We start from the raw sequence: 19,722 nt of genomic DNA, 5'->3' as shown, positions 1-19,722 counted from the left end.
GATTACATAAGTTTTAAGTTTTTGTTTTGGAACAAGTCCATTACATATCTGATATTTACCGCGTAGGAGTATTTGCCTTTCTTTCCTATAATTAAGCCTAATATGTTATTTTGATCGTCAAGTAGAGCATTGCCTGAATCTCCTTTTCTTTGAGGTTGCTCGTCGAACTCAATTTTAATAAGCTCATACATTTTAAATGGCGTTCTTCCATATTTTACAGCCCCTGAAAATCGATCTGTTTTTATGGTCCCTATTAATTCCTTCCCTAATTGTCTGCTATACATTTTAACCCTGCGATCTTTTAGGCTTGAGGTATCTGTATTTATACTTTTAAAAGCTTGTTTGTGACTAGGATTAGGATATAATGGGTCAATATTTTGACTGGCATCTACCCTGATTAGAGCACCTTCGGCAAAATGATCTCTTTTTCCATCTACAAGCTTTCCAATGGTGTTTTTATCAATCATTATTTCCTCTTGAAGAGCTGTGCCGAAGAATTCCCATCTATGCTCAGGGTGCTTTACTACATGATAGCAGGTTATTAAGTATTTGTCTGTATTATCTTCTACTGCAAAGCCAATACTACCTGTTAGTTTAGTGCTTTTATTTTTGATCTCATCAGACAGGCTTACGCTAGTCGTGTCAATTGGTCCGTCCTGATATCTAACCTCATGAGGAATCTTGTATATTTTGTTATTTAATTTGTAATTAAAGATATCTCTATTGATCTTATCCAGGCTTGTATACAATACGACGCCTTTTTCCATTCCACCTTTATGGTGTACTTCTTCTATACTAAAACCATATACATTTGGATCTTCAAGGAGTTTTTCTCTATAGTCTTCATAGAACTCATCTATCTCATAGTCTCGGACAAATCTAGCCACCTCAGCCGCACTGCCCTGTTTATAGATTTCCGGGTCTGTGAGTGCCTGTTTAGCTTTTTTTGCATAGTATAGCCTGTCAAGTAAATCATGAAAAAACCGGCTGCCAAAAGACAGGAAAAAGGCAGTGAGCAGTAAGCCAAAGCCGAATGTTGGATCAAAATCGTATGATTCAAAGTTTAATAATTCTCCATCCTTAGCAGTCATTTTGGTTTGGGAAATTTTTGCCTGAATTGAATCTCGCTTATTAGGTAGAGCTTCATATAGCGCGTTGTATAAAACGTCTAGTTCAGCTAAAGATGTAGAATCCATTTGTAATTCAAACGGAAACTCACCTTCCGGCCAGCCTAACTTTGGAGGTGGGCTTTCAGTGCCTTATTCGGGTCCTTCACCTACTGCTTCTATTATATTAAAGAAACTGGCATGAAATAAGTAAGCTATTATAAATCCCAGTAAAAAGCTTAAAAAGGTAATTTCTCTGCGCTTTTCGTCTTTTTCTGGTGTTAGGAGGCCTTTTTCTATATTCTTAAAGAACTTTAAGGAGAAGCTTAAATTCTTGAATTTAATAATGAGTTTATCACGCCGCGTATTGACAATGCCTAAAACAATCAATGCTCCTCCGATAAAGGGATAAGAAAGGGCTTGATTAACAAATAGTATAGACAAGAGCCAAATAGCGATAGATATTATAATATGAAAAAATGCCCGTGAGCTTCTATTTTGTGGTTTAAAGTATCTTCCGATTAATAATATTATTGGAAGTAATATTAACAGTGAGGAGGGGAATAACCAACCAGTTTCATTATGGCCTGGTACACCTGCAATTGTTTTACATGTAAAGATATTAGTATCGTGATAATGCCGATACAATAAATAATAGAACCGGCACAAAGCGAGTAAGCCAACCCCACTTACCAGTAAGGCAATCCTTCTAGGGTACTTCCTCACCAGCTCTGTAAACTTCTCCGTCATGATACTCAGTACAAAGAGTATCACCACCACCGCTATGGCAAAGTCCAGGGCATCCGTTTGGTTTATGACAGTATTAGCTTCCATCTACCGAAATTCAGTAGATTCCTACTCCATTACCTCCCTGGTTATAGGTATAAATAATCTACCTATAACTTGGTAACATGGCTATTAATAAATTAACCGATTAGGGGGGCGTACTCTACCCTTAGGAATCAAGGTTTAGACAATTGCTTATCTGCCCCAGTAGAGTGCAGGTGTCAACCTACCTCCCAGGAATCAGAAAGTTTTCCATTCTTTAGTCAAACTGTGACCTCGTCCACGCGGGACGAAGCTATGGCCATCCTCATGTGGAGTTACGGTTTATCAGTGGTTTCTGAGTGTTATCTAATAAAGGATTAAAGTATATCAAGAATATTATTCCAAAAAAGGATGTTCTTTTGATTAATAACGATATTTGTTTTTCTATTTAACTGTGAGTGAGTTACTGCCGGTAAAAACAATTAAAATTTTTGATGAGAAAACTGAACTTATTTGTTATTCTTTTTACACTTATTGGCTTTTCCTGCCAACAGGATCAGGAGAGCCTTACCCCAACCCCGGAGGAACCTGGAAAGGCCACTAAACCTGAGCAGGCTTTCGCTGGTGTGAAAGGTGAGATAGAGCAGATTGAAACAGGAGACGGCTCTACCCTCATGCTGAAAAACGTGGATGGTACATATATACTCGGCGGTGATATGATCCTTACCCAGGAGCAGGTGGACAGGCTCCGTACCAGGCAGGCTGACGGTGCACGTACCGGCCTGGCAGACCTGGCCGCCAGATGGCCCGACTGTGAAGTGTTCTATACCATAAATTCCAGCCTGCCAAACCAGAGCCGTGTAACCGATGCTATTGCGCACTGGGAAGCCGAGCATCCCTGGCTCAAGTTCACGCAGCGTACTACTGAGGCCGACTACATCGAGTTTATTCCTGTAGCTACCGATGGTGGGTGCTTTTCACAGGTAGGTATGATCGGTGGTCGCCAGACCATAGGTCTTGAAAGTGCCTGTAGTACGGGTAATACGATTCATGAAATAGGGCACGCCTTAGGCCTTTTCCATGAGCAGATGCGTGCTGACCGCGGTAACTGGGTGACGGTAAACTGGGCGAATATAAGACCTGGTTTTGAAATTAACTTTCAGACGTATGACGCCCTCAACATGAATGGATTTGAGATAGGTAGTTTTGATTTTAACTCCATCATGCTCTACGGCTCATATGACTTTTCAGTTAATGGACTGCCTACCCTGACTCGCCTGGATGGATCCGTATTTTCCGCACAGAGAACAGCCCTCTCTGCCGGTGACCTGGAAGTAACAGAGCTCATGTATGACTGTGAGCCTATGAGTGCGACCATATCCGGACCTGCTAAGGGTGATAACTCGGGTACTTATACATGGTCAGCCTCCGTGCGTAAAGGCACAGCTCCATTTACCTACCTTTGGAAGTATAGCTATGACGGCATTTCGTATAATACGACATGGTCTACTTCAGCTTCCAATACCACAAACCTGCCGCTAGACAGGGACTTATACCTAAAGCTTACCGTTACCGATGCAAACGGTGAGGTAGCTACCACCTATCACATGACGCTTAACATGGATGCCGGTGGAGGTATCAAGCCATAAAGATTGACCCTCTGAGTACATAAGCATGAAAGCCCGCTACCTGGCGGGCTTTTTTATGCATACCGAAACATAGAGTGCCTTTAGACTTCTTATGAATGAAACTGTATCTTATATAATTTAATGCTATGAAACGAAAGAAATTATTGATCTCTGAACTGAAAGTAAAAAGCTTTAAGACCCAACTTGTGAAAGCCACGAGAGGTGGTAAACCTAAGATTCTGTCAGATGAGCTTGAGGGAGAATGCACCTACCCTAATTATACATGCGAAGGGTGTGCATGAGAAACGAGCGTATCCATTAGTACGATCACTTTATTCTTAGTATCCTTATCCCTACGGTTTTATCACCATCCTGTGCTGATAAGTCGTACCACGCAGGCTCATGTGGAGAATGTACTGGCCAGGAGTCAGATGATCCGTCCGTGTCCACCGGAAGGCGCTGGGCAGCCTCAGTTATATTCACTGATTCCCGGTGCACTGTCTGCTCTAGGCTATTGTATATGGCCAGATTGGCTGTGCCCGACACACCGTTTTCCAATATCAGGGTGCCTGTCGCTTTTTCCGGGTCACGGTAAAAGACTGTCGCTGTGGGATCCAAGAAGTTATGGTAGTCGTCTGCGTCGTCAATTTCAAACCAGTTAGGAGTGTAATCCTTATCAAGGTCACTGGTGCCATATATAAACCCCGATTGCTGTGGGCTGCTTCTCAGTTAGCTGGCCGGACTATGTAGTCTTCCAGTGACTCCCAGTTTAGGTTATCATCGACGGCTTCCAAATAAGGTATACTCTCCGTCATTGTCTAAGTCTGGGTCCCATACATGAAGGTTGCAGCCGGTATCAGAATGCGGCATTTCCGGAGGTGTACCTGCTTTGTCAGGCTCCACGGGGTGTGCCAGCCCGTCTCCGTGAGAGTCGTAGTTGTACACAAAGGCCACTGAGTACACCCCTTGGCAGGTCATATTGGCCAGGGTGTAGAAAGTGACCATAATACTGATGAGGCCGGGAGATACACTCCGCAGGGATGCTATAGGTTTGCAATAACAGGGGAGATTTGTATTCTTCTCCTCCCGCTACCAGCATGGCAGTCTTTCTCCTTAGTAGTATGCCACTAAAAAGCCGGCAGAAGGGATTATCTACCGGCTTTAGTGTTGCTCAATTAGTGTGTTACGCGTTCCTGATTTATTATTTTGAGTAGGCTCTAATTATGAAGAAACCGCCTCTTTTTTCGATATGGGTTCCTTACTGAAAATATAATCGTTCATAACTAATACATCCAGAGCACACTCATTGAAGAATTTGATGGCATCACCTGGTGTTTCCACTATCGGCATGCCCCTTCTGTTAAAGGAGGTATTTAGTAAGACTGATACACCTGTGATTTTCTTAAACTCTTGTAGTAGCTTATAATATTCAGGGTTCCAGTCAGGGGTTACGGTTTGTATCCGGCAGCTATTGTTTACGTGTACAATACTGCTTAGCTTTTCTTTCCATTCCGGCTTGATCTGGTCTACCAGTATCATATAGGGGCTTTCGCGGTTCTCCTGGAAGTAAACGTCTACATCTTCACGCAGTACGGAAGGCGCAAAAGGCCTGAAGTCTTCACGGAATTTCACCTTCGCATTGATGAATTTCTGCATTTCAGGGTTTCTGGGATCGGCCAGTATGCTGCGGTGCCCGAGTGCACGGGGGCCAAATTCTGACCCTCCCTGGAACCATCCCATAGTTTTACCTTCTGCCAGAAGCTCAGCAGCACGGGTAATGGCATCCGCAGATTTAATGGCATGCAGGTTGCTGGTATCATCACTTGCATCTTGTGAATTAAGAATATAACTAACCACTCCCTGCAGGTCTACTATCTTGAAGAATAGCTCGAAATCGGCCATGTTAGATACCGAAACCTCATCCTTGCCAAAGCGCTTGCCAGGCTGGTAAATTCCCTGCAGGAAGGTATTCATGGAAGTCTTAATCATACAGGTAGGATTTGCCACCAGGGTGTTATAACACCTTAGTTTACCTTCGGCTAGTTGTACCTGATATATGCCCAGATCCTCTATATCGAATTGTATACAGAAGTTGAGACTGCTGTTGGTCCCATCCACATACAGTTCTTCTGCCTTGGTGAAGAAGGTATCCACGATTTTTTTAGCCTGAACCGGCGTCTTTTGGGTGGCGTGGGTTCTGTAAGCCTGCTCTACCTGTTTGTTAGAGTAAGTCTTACCGAAGAATGTTGACTGATCGTGTATAATACGATCCATCTTCATAACCTCCAGGTAGCCATAGTAGGCACATCCGATGGCAAGGCCGTTATCACCTGAGGCAGGCTCTATGTACAGGTTTTCTACGTCCGTTTCTTTAAATATGCGGTCATTGGCCACGGCATTTAGAGCCGTACCACCGGCCAGACACAGGTTTTTAGTATGAGAGACTTTGAGTCTTTCATTTACCATATACAAAATGGCTCTTTCTACCTCCTTCTGAATGCCATAGGCGATATCCGCGTAGTATTGGAAGTTTTGCTTAAACTCGTCATACCCTCTGGCTGGGTTACGATAGTTGTTCATCCAATCGTATTTGACGAAGACTCTGCCGTCTCTGCACTCAAACACCTCTTCCTGAAACTTTCCTTCACGGCCAAAGGGAGCGAGTCCCATGAGCTTACCGGAATCCGACATATTGCCAAAGCAATAGATACTTACTCCGGCGTATAAGCCCCCTATGGAATGTTTGGTAGTAACAGGGTATATCGGGTACCGGTGAAGATAGCCCCACTCTGAAAAATCTTTTACCAAAGAAGTAAGGCCTTCTTTGCCGTATGAGTAGTAGCTATCCTTCTCCAGGAAAAGGTGGGGCATTTTCTCTATCAGCGCTTTGTCTGCGATCCGGGCGCCGTCTACATCTATACAGTCTTCGTAGGCATTTCCGCATCCATCGTAAATGAGCATGTTAAATTCCTCGTAAGGGCAGGTGCCAATAGTGCTGTAGGCATGGGCGAGGTGATGAGATATGGTTTTGATCTTCGAGTCGGGGACATTGGCAAACAGTGGCCTGGGGCCCTCGAAATAGTCATTGCCGAACTTGAAGTCTGAGTAGTTATCGTTTTGTACGATCAGATCGACATCGTCTATTGTGATGCCGGCAGCATCAAGACAGTATTGAATGGCCGTTTGGTCATTTCCTCCGTCTTTTTTGCGTCGCGTTATCCTTTCTTTTTCAATCGCCACCAAAATTTTCCCGTCCTTCAATAGACAAGCAGAACCCTGATGTGATACAGCGGTGCCCAGTACATAAACTGATTTCATAGGTTTATTAACTATAAGCTTTTTACTTTTTCAACTGGTCCGAAGATAATCTAATTAACTTTACTTTGCAATTTCCCATGATTTATATTTGGTCTGATATAGTGGACCAAGGGCCTCCTTTTTTCAGGCGAATGTATTACCGTGTTATATCACTATAGTGTACCGCATAAAATTTAGAGTCTATTATGCTGGCTATGGTAATGTATCATGGTGCATCGATATGTAAAGATTATATTTATGAATAATGAATTTTTTATTGTGATTTATTCCAATTAAATACAGTTTTATGAAATTAATTATGTCAATTATTGTTGTTCGATTAACCAATTTTATTGGTCCTGTTTACTGTTTGTATATTTCTTAAATTAGAAATTGATTTTAGAGGGGCGCTTCACTATTAATACATTAAAGTGGTAGTCATGGAGGAAGAACCTCCCCGGGGTTTCAGGGGTAATTAAATTTAACTAACTAGCAAGCTGGCATCTAATCTTGTCGTCCAGAATATGGGGATTATTTGTTTGGGTTATCATTACCTTTTTGGCAATAAAAAAGCACCCCACCTGGTACCACCCGGTGGGGTGCTTTAGCATTAATTAGGAATACAGTTTAATAGATAGAGCAGGGCTGAATCGTTTGCCACCCGACTATCACCCAGTCAGTGCCCACCTGTTGCAGTTGGAAATTATAGTACCCGCCGGTATAGGGGAAGTCCCCTTTAAGCACCGCTTCCGCATCACCGGAGTTGCATATGTTAATGAAACATCTTTCTGAAAAGCAATTACCTACCTGCCCGTTAATGTACCGGTAGCTTGCTTCATAGCGTGCATTTTCCTTTGCAGTAGTCGTTTTCGTTTCGGAGACAAACATCAGCGAAAACATGACTAACGTTATCCCGGAGATTAATAATTTAAGTTTATTCATTACTAGCTTGGTTACATCCCAAAAAATCTATAAAAATAGCCTGCCTGTGCAACGCAATGCGTTATCATGGTGTATCATGATCAATAGATTGCCCTCCCATAGTAGCTACTGGTCCAGCTAAACCGAACTTATGTGCTTTACCCGCAGGCCTCGAAGTCCGTGTTTTTGGCTATGGAAAAGTTAAGTAAACAAATAATGTACCGAATAATTCAGTTTTATGCCAATAATCCATAAACAATCTATTCATTTTGTCTACTGGATGGCTCGGGAAATAAAGTACAGGAAGGATCGCTAAAAGGCAGTTGGTTATTGTGGCTATTTTGTATAGCCTGTAACGAAGTGTCCGTTGAGATAATTGGAGATACGTACATAAAAGATTGTCTGAGACAGTTTTTCAGGTTATAGAGTACTTACCAAAAAAGCAATGGGTATATCAAAACCCGATTGCCTGCGTATACTTAATTTTGCATGTGAAATACAGCGCCATGAATAATAAGACAGATAAAAAAACGCCGTCTACCTCTCTTGCCGAAGAAATAGCTAACAGCGTGACTCATGGCATAGGAGCAGGCCTGAGTATTGCCGGCCTGGTTGTACTGGTGGTGCTGGCTGTTATCAACGGTGATGCCTGGCACGTAGTCAGCGTGAGTATATATGGCACTTCCCTGGTGTTACTCTATCTTGCATCCACCTTATATCACAGTGTATTAAAACCAAAAGCAAAACGCCAGCTTAAAATCCTCGATCATGCAGCCATCTACCTGCTCATAGCGGGTACCTATACCCCCTTCATGCTGGTAAACCTGCGCGGACCATGGGGCTGGTCACTACTAGGTACCGTCTGGGGTCTGGCCATTGCAGGTATCGTTTTTAAGATATTCTTCATTGGCCGTTTTGAGCGGCTTTCTCTGGCTATCTATCTGCTTATGGGGTGGCTCTGTGTAATAGCCGCCCGCCCCATGATTACGGAAATCCCCACCGGGGGGCTTATCTGGCTTGCGCTGGGAGGTGTTTTCTATTCACTGGGCGTGATCTTTTATCGCTGGGAAATGCTCCGGTTCAATCACGCCATCTGGCACCTGTTCGTTCTGGCAGGTAGTATCTGCCATTATTTTGCCATCCTGCTCTTTGTGCTGCCCCAGATGTAAGTAACCATGGCAATGGGCTTATAATGTAATAATCCCCTGGCAAGGCCGTTTTCCTCAGTTACCAATCAAAGGCCATGTATAGTCTGCCAGCGGTCACAAGAGTTGGCCGCAACCGTATGGCTGAGAGCTTATGTTTATGTAAGCTTTTGGTATGTTGGTGTAAAAAGCCTTTTTTAGATAATTATAACTCCCCATTTAGGAGCATAAAGAATTAATCACTGAGCCTGCATGCCTCTACCTGTAGTTAGGATTTTTTTGATTTGGGCGCTAGTATTTTTTTGCCTGTTTAGCAGCTACACCTCCTATGGGCAGGCGGTGGATGAGCGTGCAGTACGCCGGTGGTACGTAGTGCTTCATGATTTCTCCTCCCCATTCGAATACAGGTCCCCATCAGCCAATACCAGGTTATACCGCACCCTTTACCGGCTTTTCGAAAATGAGGTCACCGTTAACCGCAGTGCCAATACCTTGCTCCTTGAGGACGAACAACTGAGAGAAATCCCCTTTTTTGATTCTGAGAAAGACAATATTTCCCTCTTCTACTTTGGTATCCGCATGCAGGATCTGCGAAAAGTAAGACAGCCCTATAGTGCCACGGATATGGAGCAGTATGAGGCTTTCGCCGGCCAGTTCCTGCACCAGGTCACCCCCGATTGGGTCACGTTTCACCAGAATAATCCTGAAGGAACCTTTGAGGATATGTTTCAGCGTTTTAAAAACAAGCGGCCTGCCTGGAGGGATGGCTACTCCTTGTCCTCATACGCATATCCCGCCGTCATTACAGCGTTAGAGGATCACTATTTTGATGAACTCATCATCATCGTTCTCAGCGACTACCTGGCAGGCAGTACCTTTGGAAACAAACAGGATGGTGAGATAGTCCGGCAGGGAGTCTTCGGAGGTAACAGCACCCTCGCCAGTAAGGTAAATACGGCCCACGATCAGCTCAATGCGCGCTTCTATAAAATTGATTACTTCGACTATGCGGTAAATACCGGCAAGTATGACAACGCCCGCAACCGTATTTTTCATGGCATTAAAGCCTACAAAGTGAAGCCTCATGCCGGGCTCACTGCTGCCAACAATGCTGTCATGAAAATAGACAGTGACCTTTCACTGGACCAGGACGGGTACCGGAGCACTGATTTTGAGACCTCGCCAATCACCATAAACTTTGAACATAACCGGCGCCTGCAGGTAGAAAAGATAGGTGTGCAGGTCGAGATTGGAGGCGAGGTTCTGCATTCCCGCCTGCTGGCCAGGTCTTCTGAAGATGAGGAAGGGGCCCTGGTAGATCATGACGATGACCCTATAGAGGTAGATTCCGTGAGCGGTAACTACTTTCTGCCATCCACATACCTGTCACTGGGGGGGATAAACACCCGTGCGGGGCTGGAAGAGGCATTACCGCTGTTAACTTATGTGTTTTACACCCGTTACCGTACAGAAGCCGGCAATATTCCCCTTATGTACCAGGTAAGCAGGCCCCTGAATAACCAGAATGTTGATTTTGATAAAAACTACTCCATACTCATGACCACGGTTCTGCCCACCCTTATCTTTTTAGGTCTTGCTCTTTGGCTTTTATATAAGAGGCGTCCCGGAAACATACGCTACCAGATGAGCGCTTTCGGAGATAGTTATGAGAAAATCGACTACCGCAGTATTGGCAGACTGAAAACGCCATACCGGGCATTTACCGGTGATACTGCCCGCATACCCTTTCGCATTTTCTTTACCTATGACCTTCGCTACCTGCGCGGCTCCGTTCCGCTCAATCTACGGCTGGATAGGGTAGAGGCCCCGCGGGGCTTTGATATGCACCTGCTCATACAGGAAGAAGAAGATCAGTACCAGTCAGTATTCAGAGGAGATACCTGGCGTACACTTCCCATCAGGCCGGATGTAAATAAGCCATTCGAGTTCTTTGTAGTAATAAAAAAGACCGATCCACAGGCTACACTGGACCAGCCAATGCAGTGCGCCTTTCAGTTAAGTATATGGGCGGACCACCGTTTTGTATGGCGTACCGATCTTTCGGCCACCATAAGCGAGGCCTTTCATATAGGCCCTGCAATGGGAGATGCCTGGATCGGGCTTGACCCCGGTACTACAGGTACCTGCATAGCCGCAGGCACACACTTTTCTAATGTAGCGGTAAGACAGGATACCGAAGGCCGTGACCTGATCGAATCTTCCCTGATCGTTTTTGACCCCTCTGAAAGCCCCGACGTAACAGACTGGCGCAGTCTGGGCGGGGCCGTGGTCAAAGTAGGGCGCGAGGCCGACCCTTTCGAAACCATACTGGCCCGCGATAGCTTTCGATCTGTTAAAAAACTACTGGGGTTTACCGATAAAAAAACCATATCCTTTGAAAATGGGGATGAGCTGAGGCTCGACGGCACCCAAATTACCTACCTGATGGTGAAAAAGCTGTTGGCAGGGTTCAGAAAAACTGTTGAGGCACAGCCTGATACGTATTCTTATTTGCTGCAGGATGGTCTTCTTAATGCCTCCCGCGTAGCGCTGGCTATACCCAATAACTTTACCGCTACCAAGACACAGGCATTTGTAGACAGCGTGGGGTATCTGAATGCCTATAGCGAGGTGCGTGTGATCCCTGAAGCTGAGGCTGTTATGGTCTATTACATATTTAATCGCCTCCGGCTCACCAGAAGAGCCGAAACCTTCGACCAAGAGAAAGTCCTCATTTTTGACATGGGAGGGGCCACTATTAACGCATCCCTGATAGATGGCTATGCCTATGAGGAGCAGGGAGACCGGAAATACCACCTTACCGTGGAAGGAAAGTTAGGGTATGGAATAGGAGGAGATACGATAGACTATTGCATACTGAATATCCTGTATGAATGGGTTCGCAGGTATCGCGAACTACCATCCGAAACCATCGACTTCGATACCGTTTCTAAGGAAAGCCTTATCGGCTTATTAAAACTGGCTCAACGCCTCAAAATACAGTTGATCCGGATACATAATCAGAACCGGCCTTACTTTGTAAGTCAGGAGGTAAGTGATTTTCTGGAAGAGTTCTACCACCTGTACACCGGCCAGCGGGCAGATATCCTTGTGGATTCCGATGATGAGGTGATGGACTTTTTTAATAAAGAGTTCTATAATCACCCCCTTTTGGATCAGTTAATCTATAAGAATGTAAAAGCCTCTGTAATAGATATACTTCAGGTAGAAGGGTATGATAATGAACCCCTCACCGTACTATATAGCGGCCGCAGCACGCTGTTTCCATATATCAAAACAAAGGTAGCCTCCGTTCTTAAGAGCAAAGGCATCTCATACCAGGAGGTGTTTTTGCGGGAAGATGAACTCAAAAGTGCAGTGGCAAGGGGCGCGTGTCTGTACGGGGTTAGTAATAATGCCATTACCATAGATAGCAGCCGTATACATAGCCATTTTGGTATAGTACATTCACGTAATGCGGGCGTGCAGGGCTTTAAAAACCTTGTGCCAATGGGCAGCGAGTTTAACGGAGAAAGCGGCATACGAAATGTGGAAGAGTTACAGAGTTCTTTTGATCTCGATGGGAAACAGGTGCGATTTGTGCAGGTAATGGGACAGAATGCTGACGAGATCATCAATAATAACGAAAAGCATAAATACTCCCCGATTGCCAAAGTGCGTGTCCATACAAGGACCAAACGTATTGGAATGGTAATTGCAGAAAATGACCAGGTCAGGTGCCGGGTAGAAGAGACAGACGGGGAGCTGCATGATGCACTCGCCCTGATCTCGGACCAGGAGATTGCCGACACAAACGAAAAACACTATACATGGCTTTTAGGATGAAAGTAAATACCAGCCTTATCAGGATAGCTTGCCTTTTGGGATTGCTCTTTATAGCCATGACGGCTCATGCACAGAGTGATAATTTTATCCGGGTAAATGAGGAAAAAACCATCGACTTTGGTGACTCGATAGGTGAAATACACTTTTTTGCCGGTGAGGTTTTCCGCGAAATGGGAGACAACCCACAAGGGAAATATATTGACTACCGCGGTGAAACCTTGCTACTGAGATACGGTAGTGTGGGAAACATACAGCCAGGCACGATCAATTACACCAAACTTTACGAAAGCGATACCGCCGCTAACCAACGCATAGTGAACAGGATGGCTGACCTGAAGGAGGCCATCAAGCAAAGCCTGAAAGTAAGAAAGCCGGCTTCGCCAGATCAGGGAATGTTGGTGGTAGACCTGCAGCCGCTGGATAGCCGCTTTGATGATCAGATCAAAGTTCAGATAGCTAATGATGCCACTGTTCGGTTTACGAACGACTCCATCAGGCAAGGGCAGGTAACCCTTAATAAACTTCAGTTTCCTCTCAGAATTATTCCGGAGGGGTTTCCTACCTTTTGGTTAGCAGAAAGCGACCTTTCTGAAGCTAACCCTCCTGTGGCCGAAGATATGCCTGCGGCCAGGCAGGAAGAAACCCTTGATGAACAGCCTGCGGATACAAGTGAGGCTAATACCGCTTCACCTGGCTGGCTGCTTTGGGTTATTGCCCTGCTTGCCTTGCTGGCAGCCGTTTTTGCAGCGCTTGTATTTACCAAAAAGCAGAAAAGCAGTGATAATGAGACTCTTGTTAGCACCCAAAAGGAAATCTTAAAAAGGCTAACCTCACTGGAAGCCGGATCAGTGCCTGCAAGTGCAGCCCCTGACCCGGGAATAAGCGAAAAGAAACTAAAGAAACTGGAGGAAGAGAATAACCGGTTGCAAAAAGAGCTGAGCACACTGAAAGAAGGAAAAGCACGACAGGAGAGTGAACTGGCGGCTGCTACCGGTCACCTGAGTGATTCCGGCAGGAAAGCACTTCTTTTTAAAGAAGACGCTAAAGCGTTTGCCGAACACCGGATGGAAATCATTAGTCAGGGATTAGCCCTTTACCACAGCCTCCTTCATCTCGCATCAGTAAGCACCACTGACCCTGAAACGTTAAGGGAACAAAGCATTCTTGCGAGCATTATTTTAGATAATGAACTCTTAGAACAAGTTAATAAAGTAAGAGTATATGGCGTTGAACTGGATAGGCTTGCGACTTCAGGGGTTTGGACGGACCCCGCGCATGTCCGAAAGCTTAAGGATGAAACAAATGAAAACAAGAAGCTGGCCTATATCGATAAAGACCGGTTTAAAGCCATACTGGGCCCTTTCCTGAATCGTCTGGCCGTGGCTTTGGAAGAAGTGCGTAATCTTGCTGAGATAAGCGGCACCTCCTCCGGACTTAGCAAACAGGCAGCCTCCATAGGTGAAAAAGCCCATGACCTGAGAAAGTCCGCCCGGCAGCTACTGGGAGTAGAGATGGATTACGTACCCCTCTTCGTTGCGGTTAGCGAATATCCGCATGTCACTGCAGTACCCGGTCAGCCGCTTGACCGGTACGCTGGTGTGGATGTCGCAAAAAACCATATTTTACAGATAAAAGATTACGGTATTGTCTATAAAGACAGTAAATCAGGAACCGAAGTAATACTGAAAAGATGATGGAGTATTTATCCGATTTATCAGATGCCATTGCCAGTTACTTCCGGCATTTTGTGCAGAGCAATTTCCAGGCACTGTGGGTTGTACTCGCCGCACTTGCAGGTATCTATTTGCTTACCGTACTCCTTTCACGCATAGGTAGTCCTGAACGGCCCTACACCCGTGAGCATCATATCAGACGCAGCAGCCTCATAGCCTCTGTCACCGTCATCGGTCTGCTCATAGCTATCTTCAGCTACCTCTGGGCTGATACCGATTTTTATGTGCGCCAGCCTGTCCACTTCACTCACTGGCTTGCACTCGTGGTTTGTATGGTCATCACCATCATCGTGCTTGCCGGCATGCGCACGCGCTATTACCGCGGGCGTATCAGCAGCCTGGTCACCCCGGCCTTTACCCCGGGAGAGGGGCGCAGGTTCGGCAGGAATGCACGAAGCCTGTTTCAAAAAAGTAAACTATGGATCATAGCCCCTGCTGCCGGTTTTTTATTGCTCCTTTTTGCCTTGCATAAGCCTGACTACCTGGTTGCAGTGCTTATTGATAACTCTACCAGCATGGAGACCAATATTGAAAATGGCAAGCTGGCCCTTGGGGAGACCATCACTGACCTGGATGATAATACCGACGTCATCATCAGTTGGTTTACAGATAGCTCAGGTACCAGTGTCCCCAAAACTACCGCCGCGCAGATACAGGCAGTAAGTGACGCCCGTCAACTTAATGGCCGCCATGCTTTTTTTGAAGACCACAATCAGGCCATACAGTATCTCGAATCCATAGAGCTGACTGCCAAGACTCCGCTTTATGAAACCATTCAATCGCAGTTTCTCTTTGCTCAGAATCAGACCATGAATCGTGAGTATTCAAGGCGTATTCTCATCATCGTTACAGATGGTGCTGAATCCTATATGGATACCCGGGAGGTAGAAAATATGCTGTGTGCTGATGAGTCTTTTGATCTTTTCTGGGATGATATCGGTATCATGAACCTGGGCGGTGATCTTAACTGGGACTTCTTCGACATGGCCATGAATGTCTGTAATTACTATGTGGAACAGGACGCCACCTACCTCTCATCCTATCAGTCCGGTGTGCAGGAAATGATCAGGGAAATACTTAAAAAATGGTACTTTCCTGTTTTTTTGGCCATAACCTATATCGTGTGGGCTGTAGTCTGTTTATTAATACGCCCAAAAGCTTACTGAAATGATCAGAAAATACTTTTTATCACTCGTTGGCTTGCTCCTTCTTAGCCTTCCACTTCTCGCGCAGGATAATGTGTTTGTATTGGTTGATGTATCCGGCAACCCCCGGGGCCTTTCCAGTGAAAACCGCATCACTCCGGCAATGAGAGACCAGGCAGGCGAACTGGTACGCCAGCTTGTAGGCGGACAGTTTAACAAGGACCGGTTCATGCAGGACTGGCGACTGTCCGGCAATACAGACCCCGTCATAGAGAATATCGTCAACGGCGGAGGTCAGCCACTAATCAACCAGGGAGGCTACCTGCTTATCATGCCCTTTGGCGACAAGGATACCTATGAGCAGTTCAGGCTAAACAGGGTGAATAATGTACCCTCTGATGTGGATGCTGCCTGGCGTATGCCGGGCCGCTATACCGATCAGAATACCTTTGGGGAAATAGCCCGTGCCAAAGCTGCGGATGTGGCTATTGATGCAAACCTGAGCAGTTATTACCTGGTCGTGATATCCGGACTTGGAGAAGACACCAATAGTAAAAATCTCTATACCACACAGGAGCAGAACTATATGGATAACTACCGAAGTGCCGTCAGAAAGGACGCACTAGGTATATTCCGCTACCGTGACGACCGCAAGGATTACAAAATAGAGATATCTAAAATAGACCTCACCCGCATGCGTGGGGCAGGCAATACCGCAGGTACTAAGCAGATTATAGATTCTACCCACATAGACGAACCGATTCTGGAAATAGTCACCCCCAAAGGATCCAGGCAAAAACCTTACGAACTTAAAGGGGATAAAATGCTTGTGAGCTGGTCTTGCGTAGGGTGTAAAAAAGATGCCGAGTATACCGTGAAGCTTTTGCACATGGAAGACCGCGGCAGCTCGCAGACCAAAAAAGTAAAGGGGCGTACTAATTACAATTTTGCCCTGCAAAATGAAGGCCCCTACCGTGTCGTCGTTTCTAACGAAGGCAGTGCCACCAGTACCGAATACTTCACCTACCAGGCCGAAGGGGGAGGAGGCAGCTTTCTGCTTTGGCTTTTGATTCTCGCTGTTTTGGGTGGTATTGCCTGGTTTCTGTACAAGCAATTTATAGCGCCTAAGCCTAAAGTAGCAGGAGTAGTAGATAATGACGATGATTTTTTCTCCGACCGGAAAAGAAAGAAAAAGAGCCGCCCGGCACAAGAAGATGACTTTTACGACGATAGTAATAAAGGCAGCGGTGATAGCGGCTATTTTTAATGATGCGTGATAATGAATGATATAATTCAGTTTCTATTTTCTGTAAATAACCGTGAGCCCCTGGATATTCTTCTGCAGACCCTGGCGCTGGCGGCTATAGCTGTAATAGTCATATGGCTGGCCCAGTTGGTTTGGTTTCGGACATTGAGAAATAGCCATCCCGGTGAGCCAGTGGACGTGCTTTATAACCTGGCCCTGCTAAGGAGCCTGGTCTCCTACATGATCCTGCTGGCGGTGTTTTTCTTTTTCATGATAAAAATAAACGGGCTACATGCCTTCAGGTGGTCAGAGCCTGCCTTTTACCTGGCCATGCTTCCCCTTCTCATAGTTTTTTTAATTCCCCTGCTCGTTTACCTGATCAGATACAGCAGGCTTATGAACCTTATTAAATAACGCGACATGGATAAACCTACCTTACTTATCGGGATCGGTACCAGCGGACTACGGGTGCTCGAGCATGTGCAGAACTTCTTTTACGAAAGTACGGGCAAAAACAGGCCTGAAAATGTCCAGTACCTGTATCTGGAAACAGATGAGAATGCCCATCCCGGTGTAACAGCACTTAAAAACGAAATCACCCGTGTGCATATCAGTCTCAATGAGAAGGAAACCATGATCAATGCACTGAAAAAGGATGATCTCCTGGATGCCTGGTGGCTGCCACCTGCGAACCAGATCATGGATAGTGGCTTCGGAGCAGGCGGCCTGCCTGCATTTGGCCGTGTAGCCCTGTGGGGAAGGGATAACTTTGAGCGCGTTAGCAGCCACATTAAAAATGCCTTCGAGCGTGTAGGAAGCCATACAGTAGAAGGGGCGGATGACAGCAAACCTGCCGTATTTGTTACCGGGTCTCTGACAGGAGGTACCGGCACGGGGGTGTTTATCGATATCGCTTATCTCATACGGGATATTCTCAGAGGGATCGAAGACCTGTATGGTCTGTTCCTTATCCCCGGCAGGCAGGGGTTTGCCGGTAAGGAAGTGATCTATGCCAACACATTCGCTGGCCTGAAAATGCTCGACCATTACAATAAGCCTGATAATGCCTATAGCATGCGATGGCCAAACGGGCATTCCGTATCATATGACCAGCCCCCTTATGAATACTCGCAGTTCATATCTCAGGATTATAATGGCAATGTTCCCTCTATCAGCAGCCTTGGAGGCCTCTACAAAATGGCAGGTCTTTATCTTTTCCTCAATGCCTTTGGCCTGAGGAAAAAACGGTTGGTACGCTTTGGTGATGCAAAAGGCAACCTGCACCTGGATAAGTATGGCACTTTTGGCCTGAGCGCCATCCAATACCCCAAATCACAACTTGAAGAACACCTGGCCATACAGCTTAGTGAAGAGCTGCTGGGCCGCTGGACAGACCCGGAGTTTTACTATCGACAGGGCACTAAAACACCCGTAAGCCGTACACACAATGCCATCGTGAACGGCACAAAGAAAAACTTTGAGCGATTTCTGCGGGAAGCCTTTGAGGAGCTTAACGGGACGGAAGTGGAAGCCGGCCGTAAGGTACTTGCCGATGTGGAGTTGCAGACACAGAATATCCGCAATAAAAACTATGATGCCGCCAGTGATGTAGAGCACATTCAGTCGCGTTTTTCAAGCAACGGTACGGCCAACTACTATACAGCCATCAAAAACAACCTTAGGGTGGCAGAGGATGTACTGATAGAGCGAATAGCCGAATTGGTAACCGGTGCCACGGAGCGTTATGAAAACCTCTATGTGGTCAGGGAGCATCTTAATGCGGTAGTCGACGCTATCAATGATACCGTTCAGTACTGGCAGACACTCAAGATATCCGGCAAACCGGACCGATGGGAGGTGATGCTTACTAATCAGACCCGCTGGATGCTGAAGAACCGGTACAAGCTCCTCCTGCAATCAGACCCGGTACTGGCAGACCGTATGCGCACCACGCTGGAGTATATGAAAATGCACCTGTTTGCTAATAAGCTGGTAGATATACGCAATAGCATTACCAAAGGTGAACTGGCCTTAAAGTCTATAAGCGATGTGGAACTGCCCAGACTTAAACAGATAGACAGTATGATCCGGGTCATACGTGAGACACTGGGGCGTCAGCAGGATAATAAATTACCCCGTGACTTTAAGACGCTAAAGGGTAGGAGAGAGGAGATAGAGCAGGACATTAAGGATACCACCATACCTATCCTGCGAATCTTCCCTTCCGGAAGTATGGAAGAAGAGCTAAAGCGCAGTATGGAACGCTATCGCCGGGCGTCTAATAACAGTATTGCAGGCAAGTCTGCAATGATTGGCAAAGAAGACCTTTGGGAGTACCTGAACCAGCATAGCGAAGGAATGCATGCCCGGCTGTATCGCGACGGTATTCGCAACTTTGAGAGGCAGGCGCGAAAGCATAATGCCGTGCCAGACATGGACGTTAGCGAGTTCATACGTAAGGAGCCTACCGAGTCCATCAAGATCGCCCGACGGGCCACCTTCCCCCTCGTTAAGATCAATAGCGATAAACAGACCCTCTTCGGGCAGTCAATGTATGTGCCCAAAATGGTCATAGGGCAGAATATGGCTATGATCAATAAAGCCCTTGATCACTTTAAAGAAGAGAAGTTTCTGGAGTATCAGGGAGATGAAGACGGCACGTGGGTAAATGAAGACCTTAAAAACATGCTCGTGTTTTACGAAGAGAAAGGCTACATGCAGGATAAAACCAACTTTGAGCCCCTGAGACATCTGCAGTTCATCGATGAGGTCAGAAAACTATACCACGAATATCCGGCTTATAAGTCGATTGCACCGGAGGAATGGCACAGGCTACGGGTACCCTACTACAGGTTTACGAAACAAATTGAAAACGTTTAAAAAACTG

The 19,722-nt window shown here is 45.9% G+C and carries 15 protein-coding genes; 9 read left to right on the top strand and 6 right to left on the bottom strand.

The window, feature by feature from the left end:
• Nucleotides 1–2 precede the first annotated feature (2 nt).
• Together AB9P05_RS00345 and AB9P05_RS00340 are read right to left on the bottom strand one after the other, a co-directional pair.
• Entirely contained in the window at nucleotides 3–1,091 is a 1,089-nt protein-coding gene (locus AB9P05_RS00345) for a hypothetical protein (protein WP_371906826.1), read from the bottom strand.
• 168 nt (nucleotides 1,092–1,259) lie between these two features.
• The gene (locus tag AB9P05_RS00340) at nucleotides 1,260–1,940 is read right to left on the bottom strand and encodes a hypothetical protein (RefSeq protein WP_371906825.1); all 681 of its coding nucleotides are present in this window, start codon (nucleotides 1,938–1,940) and stop codon (nucleotides 1,260–1,262) included.
• A gap of 428 nt (nucleotides 1,941–2,368) precedes the next feature.
• On the opposite strand from AB9P05_RS00340, the gene AB9P05_RS00335 reads away from it, so the two are divergent.
• Together AB9P05_RS00335 and AB9P05_RS00330 are read left to right on the top strand one after the other, a co-directional pair.
• Nucleotides 2,369–3,523, top strand: coding sequence for a M12 family metallopeptidase (locus AB9P05_RS00335; RefSeq protein WP_371906824.1), 1,155 nt, complete (start codon nucleotides 2,369–2,371; stop codon nucleotides 3,521–3,523).
• 125 nt (nucleotides 3,524–3,648) lie between these two features.
• A complete protein-coding gene (locus AB9P05_RS00330; protein WP_371906823.1) occupies nucleotides 3,649–3,804 on the top strand; it encodes a hypothetical protein in 156 nt (51 codons plus the stop codon).
• A gap of 25 nt (nucleotides 3,805–3,829) precedes the next feature.
• Here AB9P05_RS00330 and AB9P05_RS00325 read toward each other — a convergent pair whose 3' ends face one another.
• The 4 genes from AB9P05_RS00325 to AB9P05_RS00310 form a co-directional block, all read right to left on the bottom strand.
• On the bottom strand, nucleotides 3,830–4,120 hold the full coding sequence (locus AB9P05_RS00325; protein WP_371906822.1) for a hypothetical protein: 291 nt from the start codon (nucleotides 4,118–4,120) through the stop codon (nucleotides 3,830–3,832).
• A 159-nt stretch (nucleotides 4,121–4,279) separates the two neighbouring features.
• Complete coding sequence (locus tag AB9P05_RS00320) at nucleotides 4,280–4,507, bottom strand: hypothetical protein (protein WP_371906821.1); 228 nt, start codon at nucleotides 4,505–4,507, stop codon at nucleotides 4,280–4,282.
• Between the two features lie 216 nt (nucleotides 4,508–4,723).
• A complete protein-coding gene (locus tag AB9P05_RS00315) occupies nucleotides 4,724–6,820 on the bottom strand; it encodes a carbamoyltransferase (protein ID WP_371906820.1) in 2,097 nt (698 codons plus the stop codon).
• 606 nt (nucleotides 6,821–7,426) lie between these two features.
• On the bottom strand, nucleotides 7,427–7,741 hold the full coding sequence (locus AB9P05_RS00310) for a hypothetical protein (RefSeq protein ID WP_371906819.1): 315 nt from the start codon (nucleotides 7,739–7,741) through the stop codon (nucleotides 7,427–7,429).
• Nucleotides 7,742–8,226: 485 nt separating this feature from the next.
• Between AB9P05_RS00310 and AB9P05_RS00305 the strand changes: the two genes are divergently transcribed.
• The 7 genes from AB9P05_RS00305 to AB9P05_RS00275 all read left to right on the top strand — a co-directional run bounded on the left by AB9P05_RS00305 (nucleotide 8,227) and on the right by AB9P05_RS00275 (nucleotide 19,715).
• Entirely contained in the window at nucleotides 8,227–8,889 is a 663-nt protein-coding gene (locus tag AB9P05_RS00305; protein ID WP_371906818.1) for a hemolysin III family protein, read from the top strand.
• A 255-nt stretch (nucleotides 8,890–9,144) separates the two neighbouring features.
• On the top strand, nucleotides 9,145–12,711 hold the full coding sequence (locus AB9P05_RS00300; RefSeq protein WP_371906817.1) for a hypothetical protein: 3,567 nt from the start codon (nucleotides 9,145–9,147) through the stop codon (nucleotides 12,709–12,711).
• Nucleotides 12,696–14,405: a hypothetical protein gene (locus AB9P05_RS00295; protein WP_371906816.1), complete on the top strand. Its 1,710-nt coding sequence runs from the start codon at nucleotides 12,696–12,698 to the stop codon at nucleotides 14,403–14,405. Before AB9P05_RS00300 ends, AB9P05_RS00295 begins: the two co-directional genes overlap by 16 nt.
• Complete coding sequence (locus AB9P05_RS00290) at nucleotides 14,402–15,610, top strand: hypothetical protein (protein ID WP_371906815.1); 1,209 nt, start codon at nucleotides 14,402–14,404, stop codon at nucleotides 15,608–15,610. The genes AB9P05_RS00295 and AB9P05_RS00290 overlap by 4 nt, the downstream gene beginning before the upstream one ends.
• Before the next feature lies 1 nt (nucleotide 15,611).
• Nucleotides 15,612–16,856, top strand: coding sequence for a hypothetical protein (locus tag AB9P05_RS00285; RefSeq protein ID WP_371906814.1), 1,245 nt, complete (start codon nucleotides 15,612–15,614; stop codon nucleotides 16,854–16,856).
• Nucleotides 16,857–16,868: 12 nt separating this feature from the next.
• Nucleotides 16,869–17,249, top strand: coding sequence for a hypothetical protein (locus AB9P05_RS00280; RefSeq protein ID WP_371906813.1), 381 nt, complete (start codon nucleotides 16,869–16,871; stop codon nucleotides 17,247–17,249).
• 6 nt (nucleotides 17,250–17,255) lie between these two features.
• A complete protein-coding gene (locus tag AB9P05_RS00275) occupies nucleotides 17,256–19,715 on the top strand; it encodes a tubulin-like doman-containing protein (protein WP_371906812.1) in 2,460 nt (819 codons plus the stop codon).
• Nucleotides 19,716–19,722 lie beyond the last annotated feature (7 nt).

The organism is Roseivirga sp. BDSF3-8, from assembly GCF_041449215.1.
Classification (GTDB): Bacteria; Bacteroidota; Bacteroidia; order Cytophagales; family Cyclobacteriaceae; genus JBGNFV01.
This window is presented reverse-complemented; position numbering and strand designations above follow the sequence as displayed.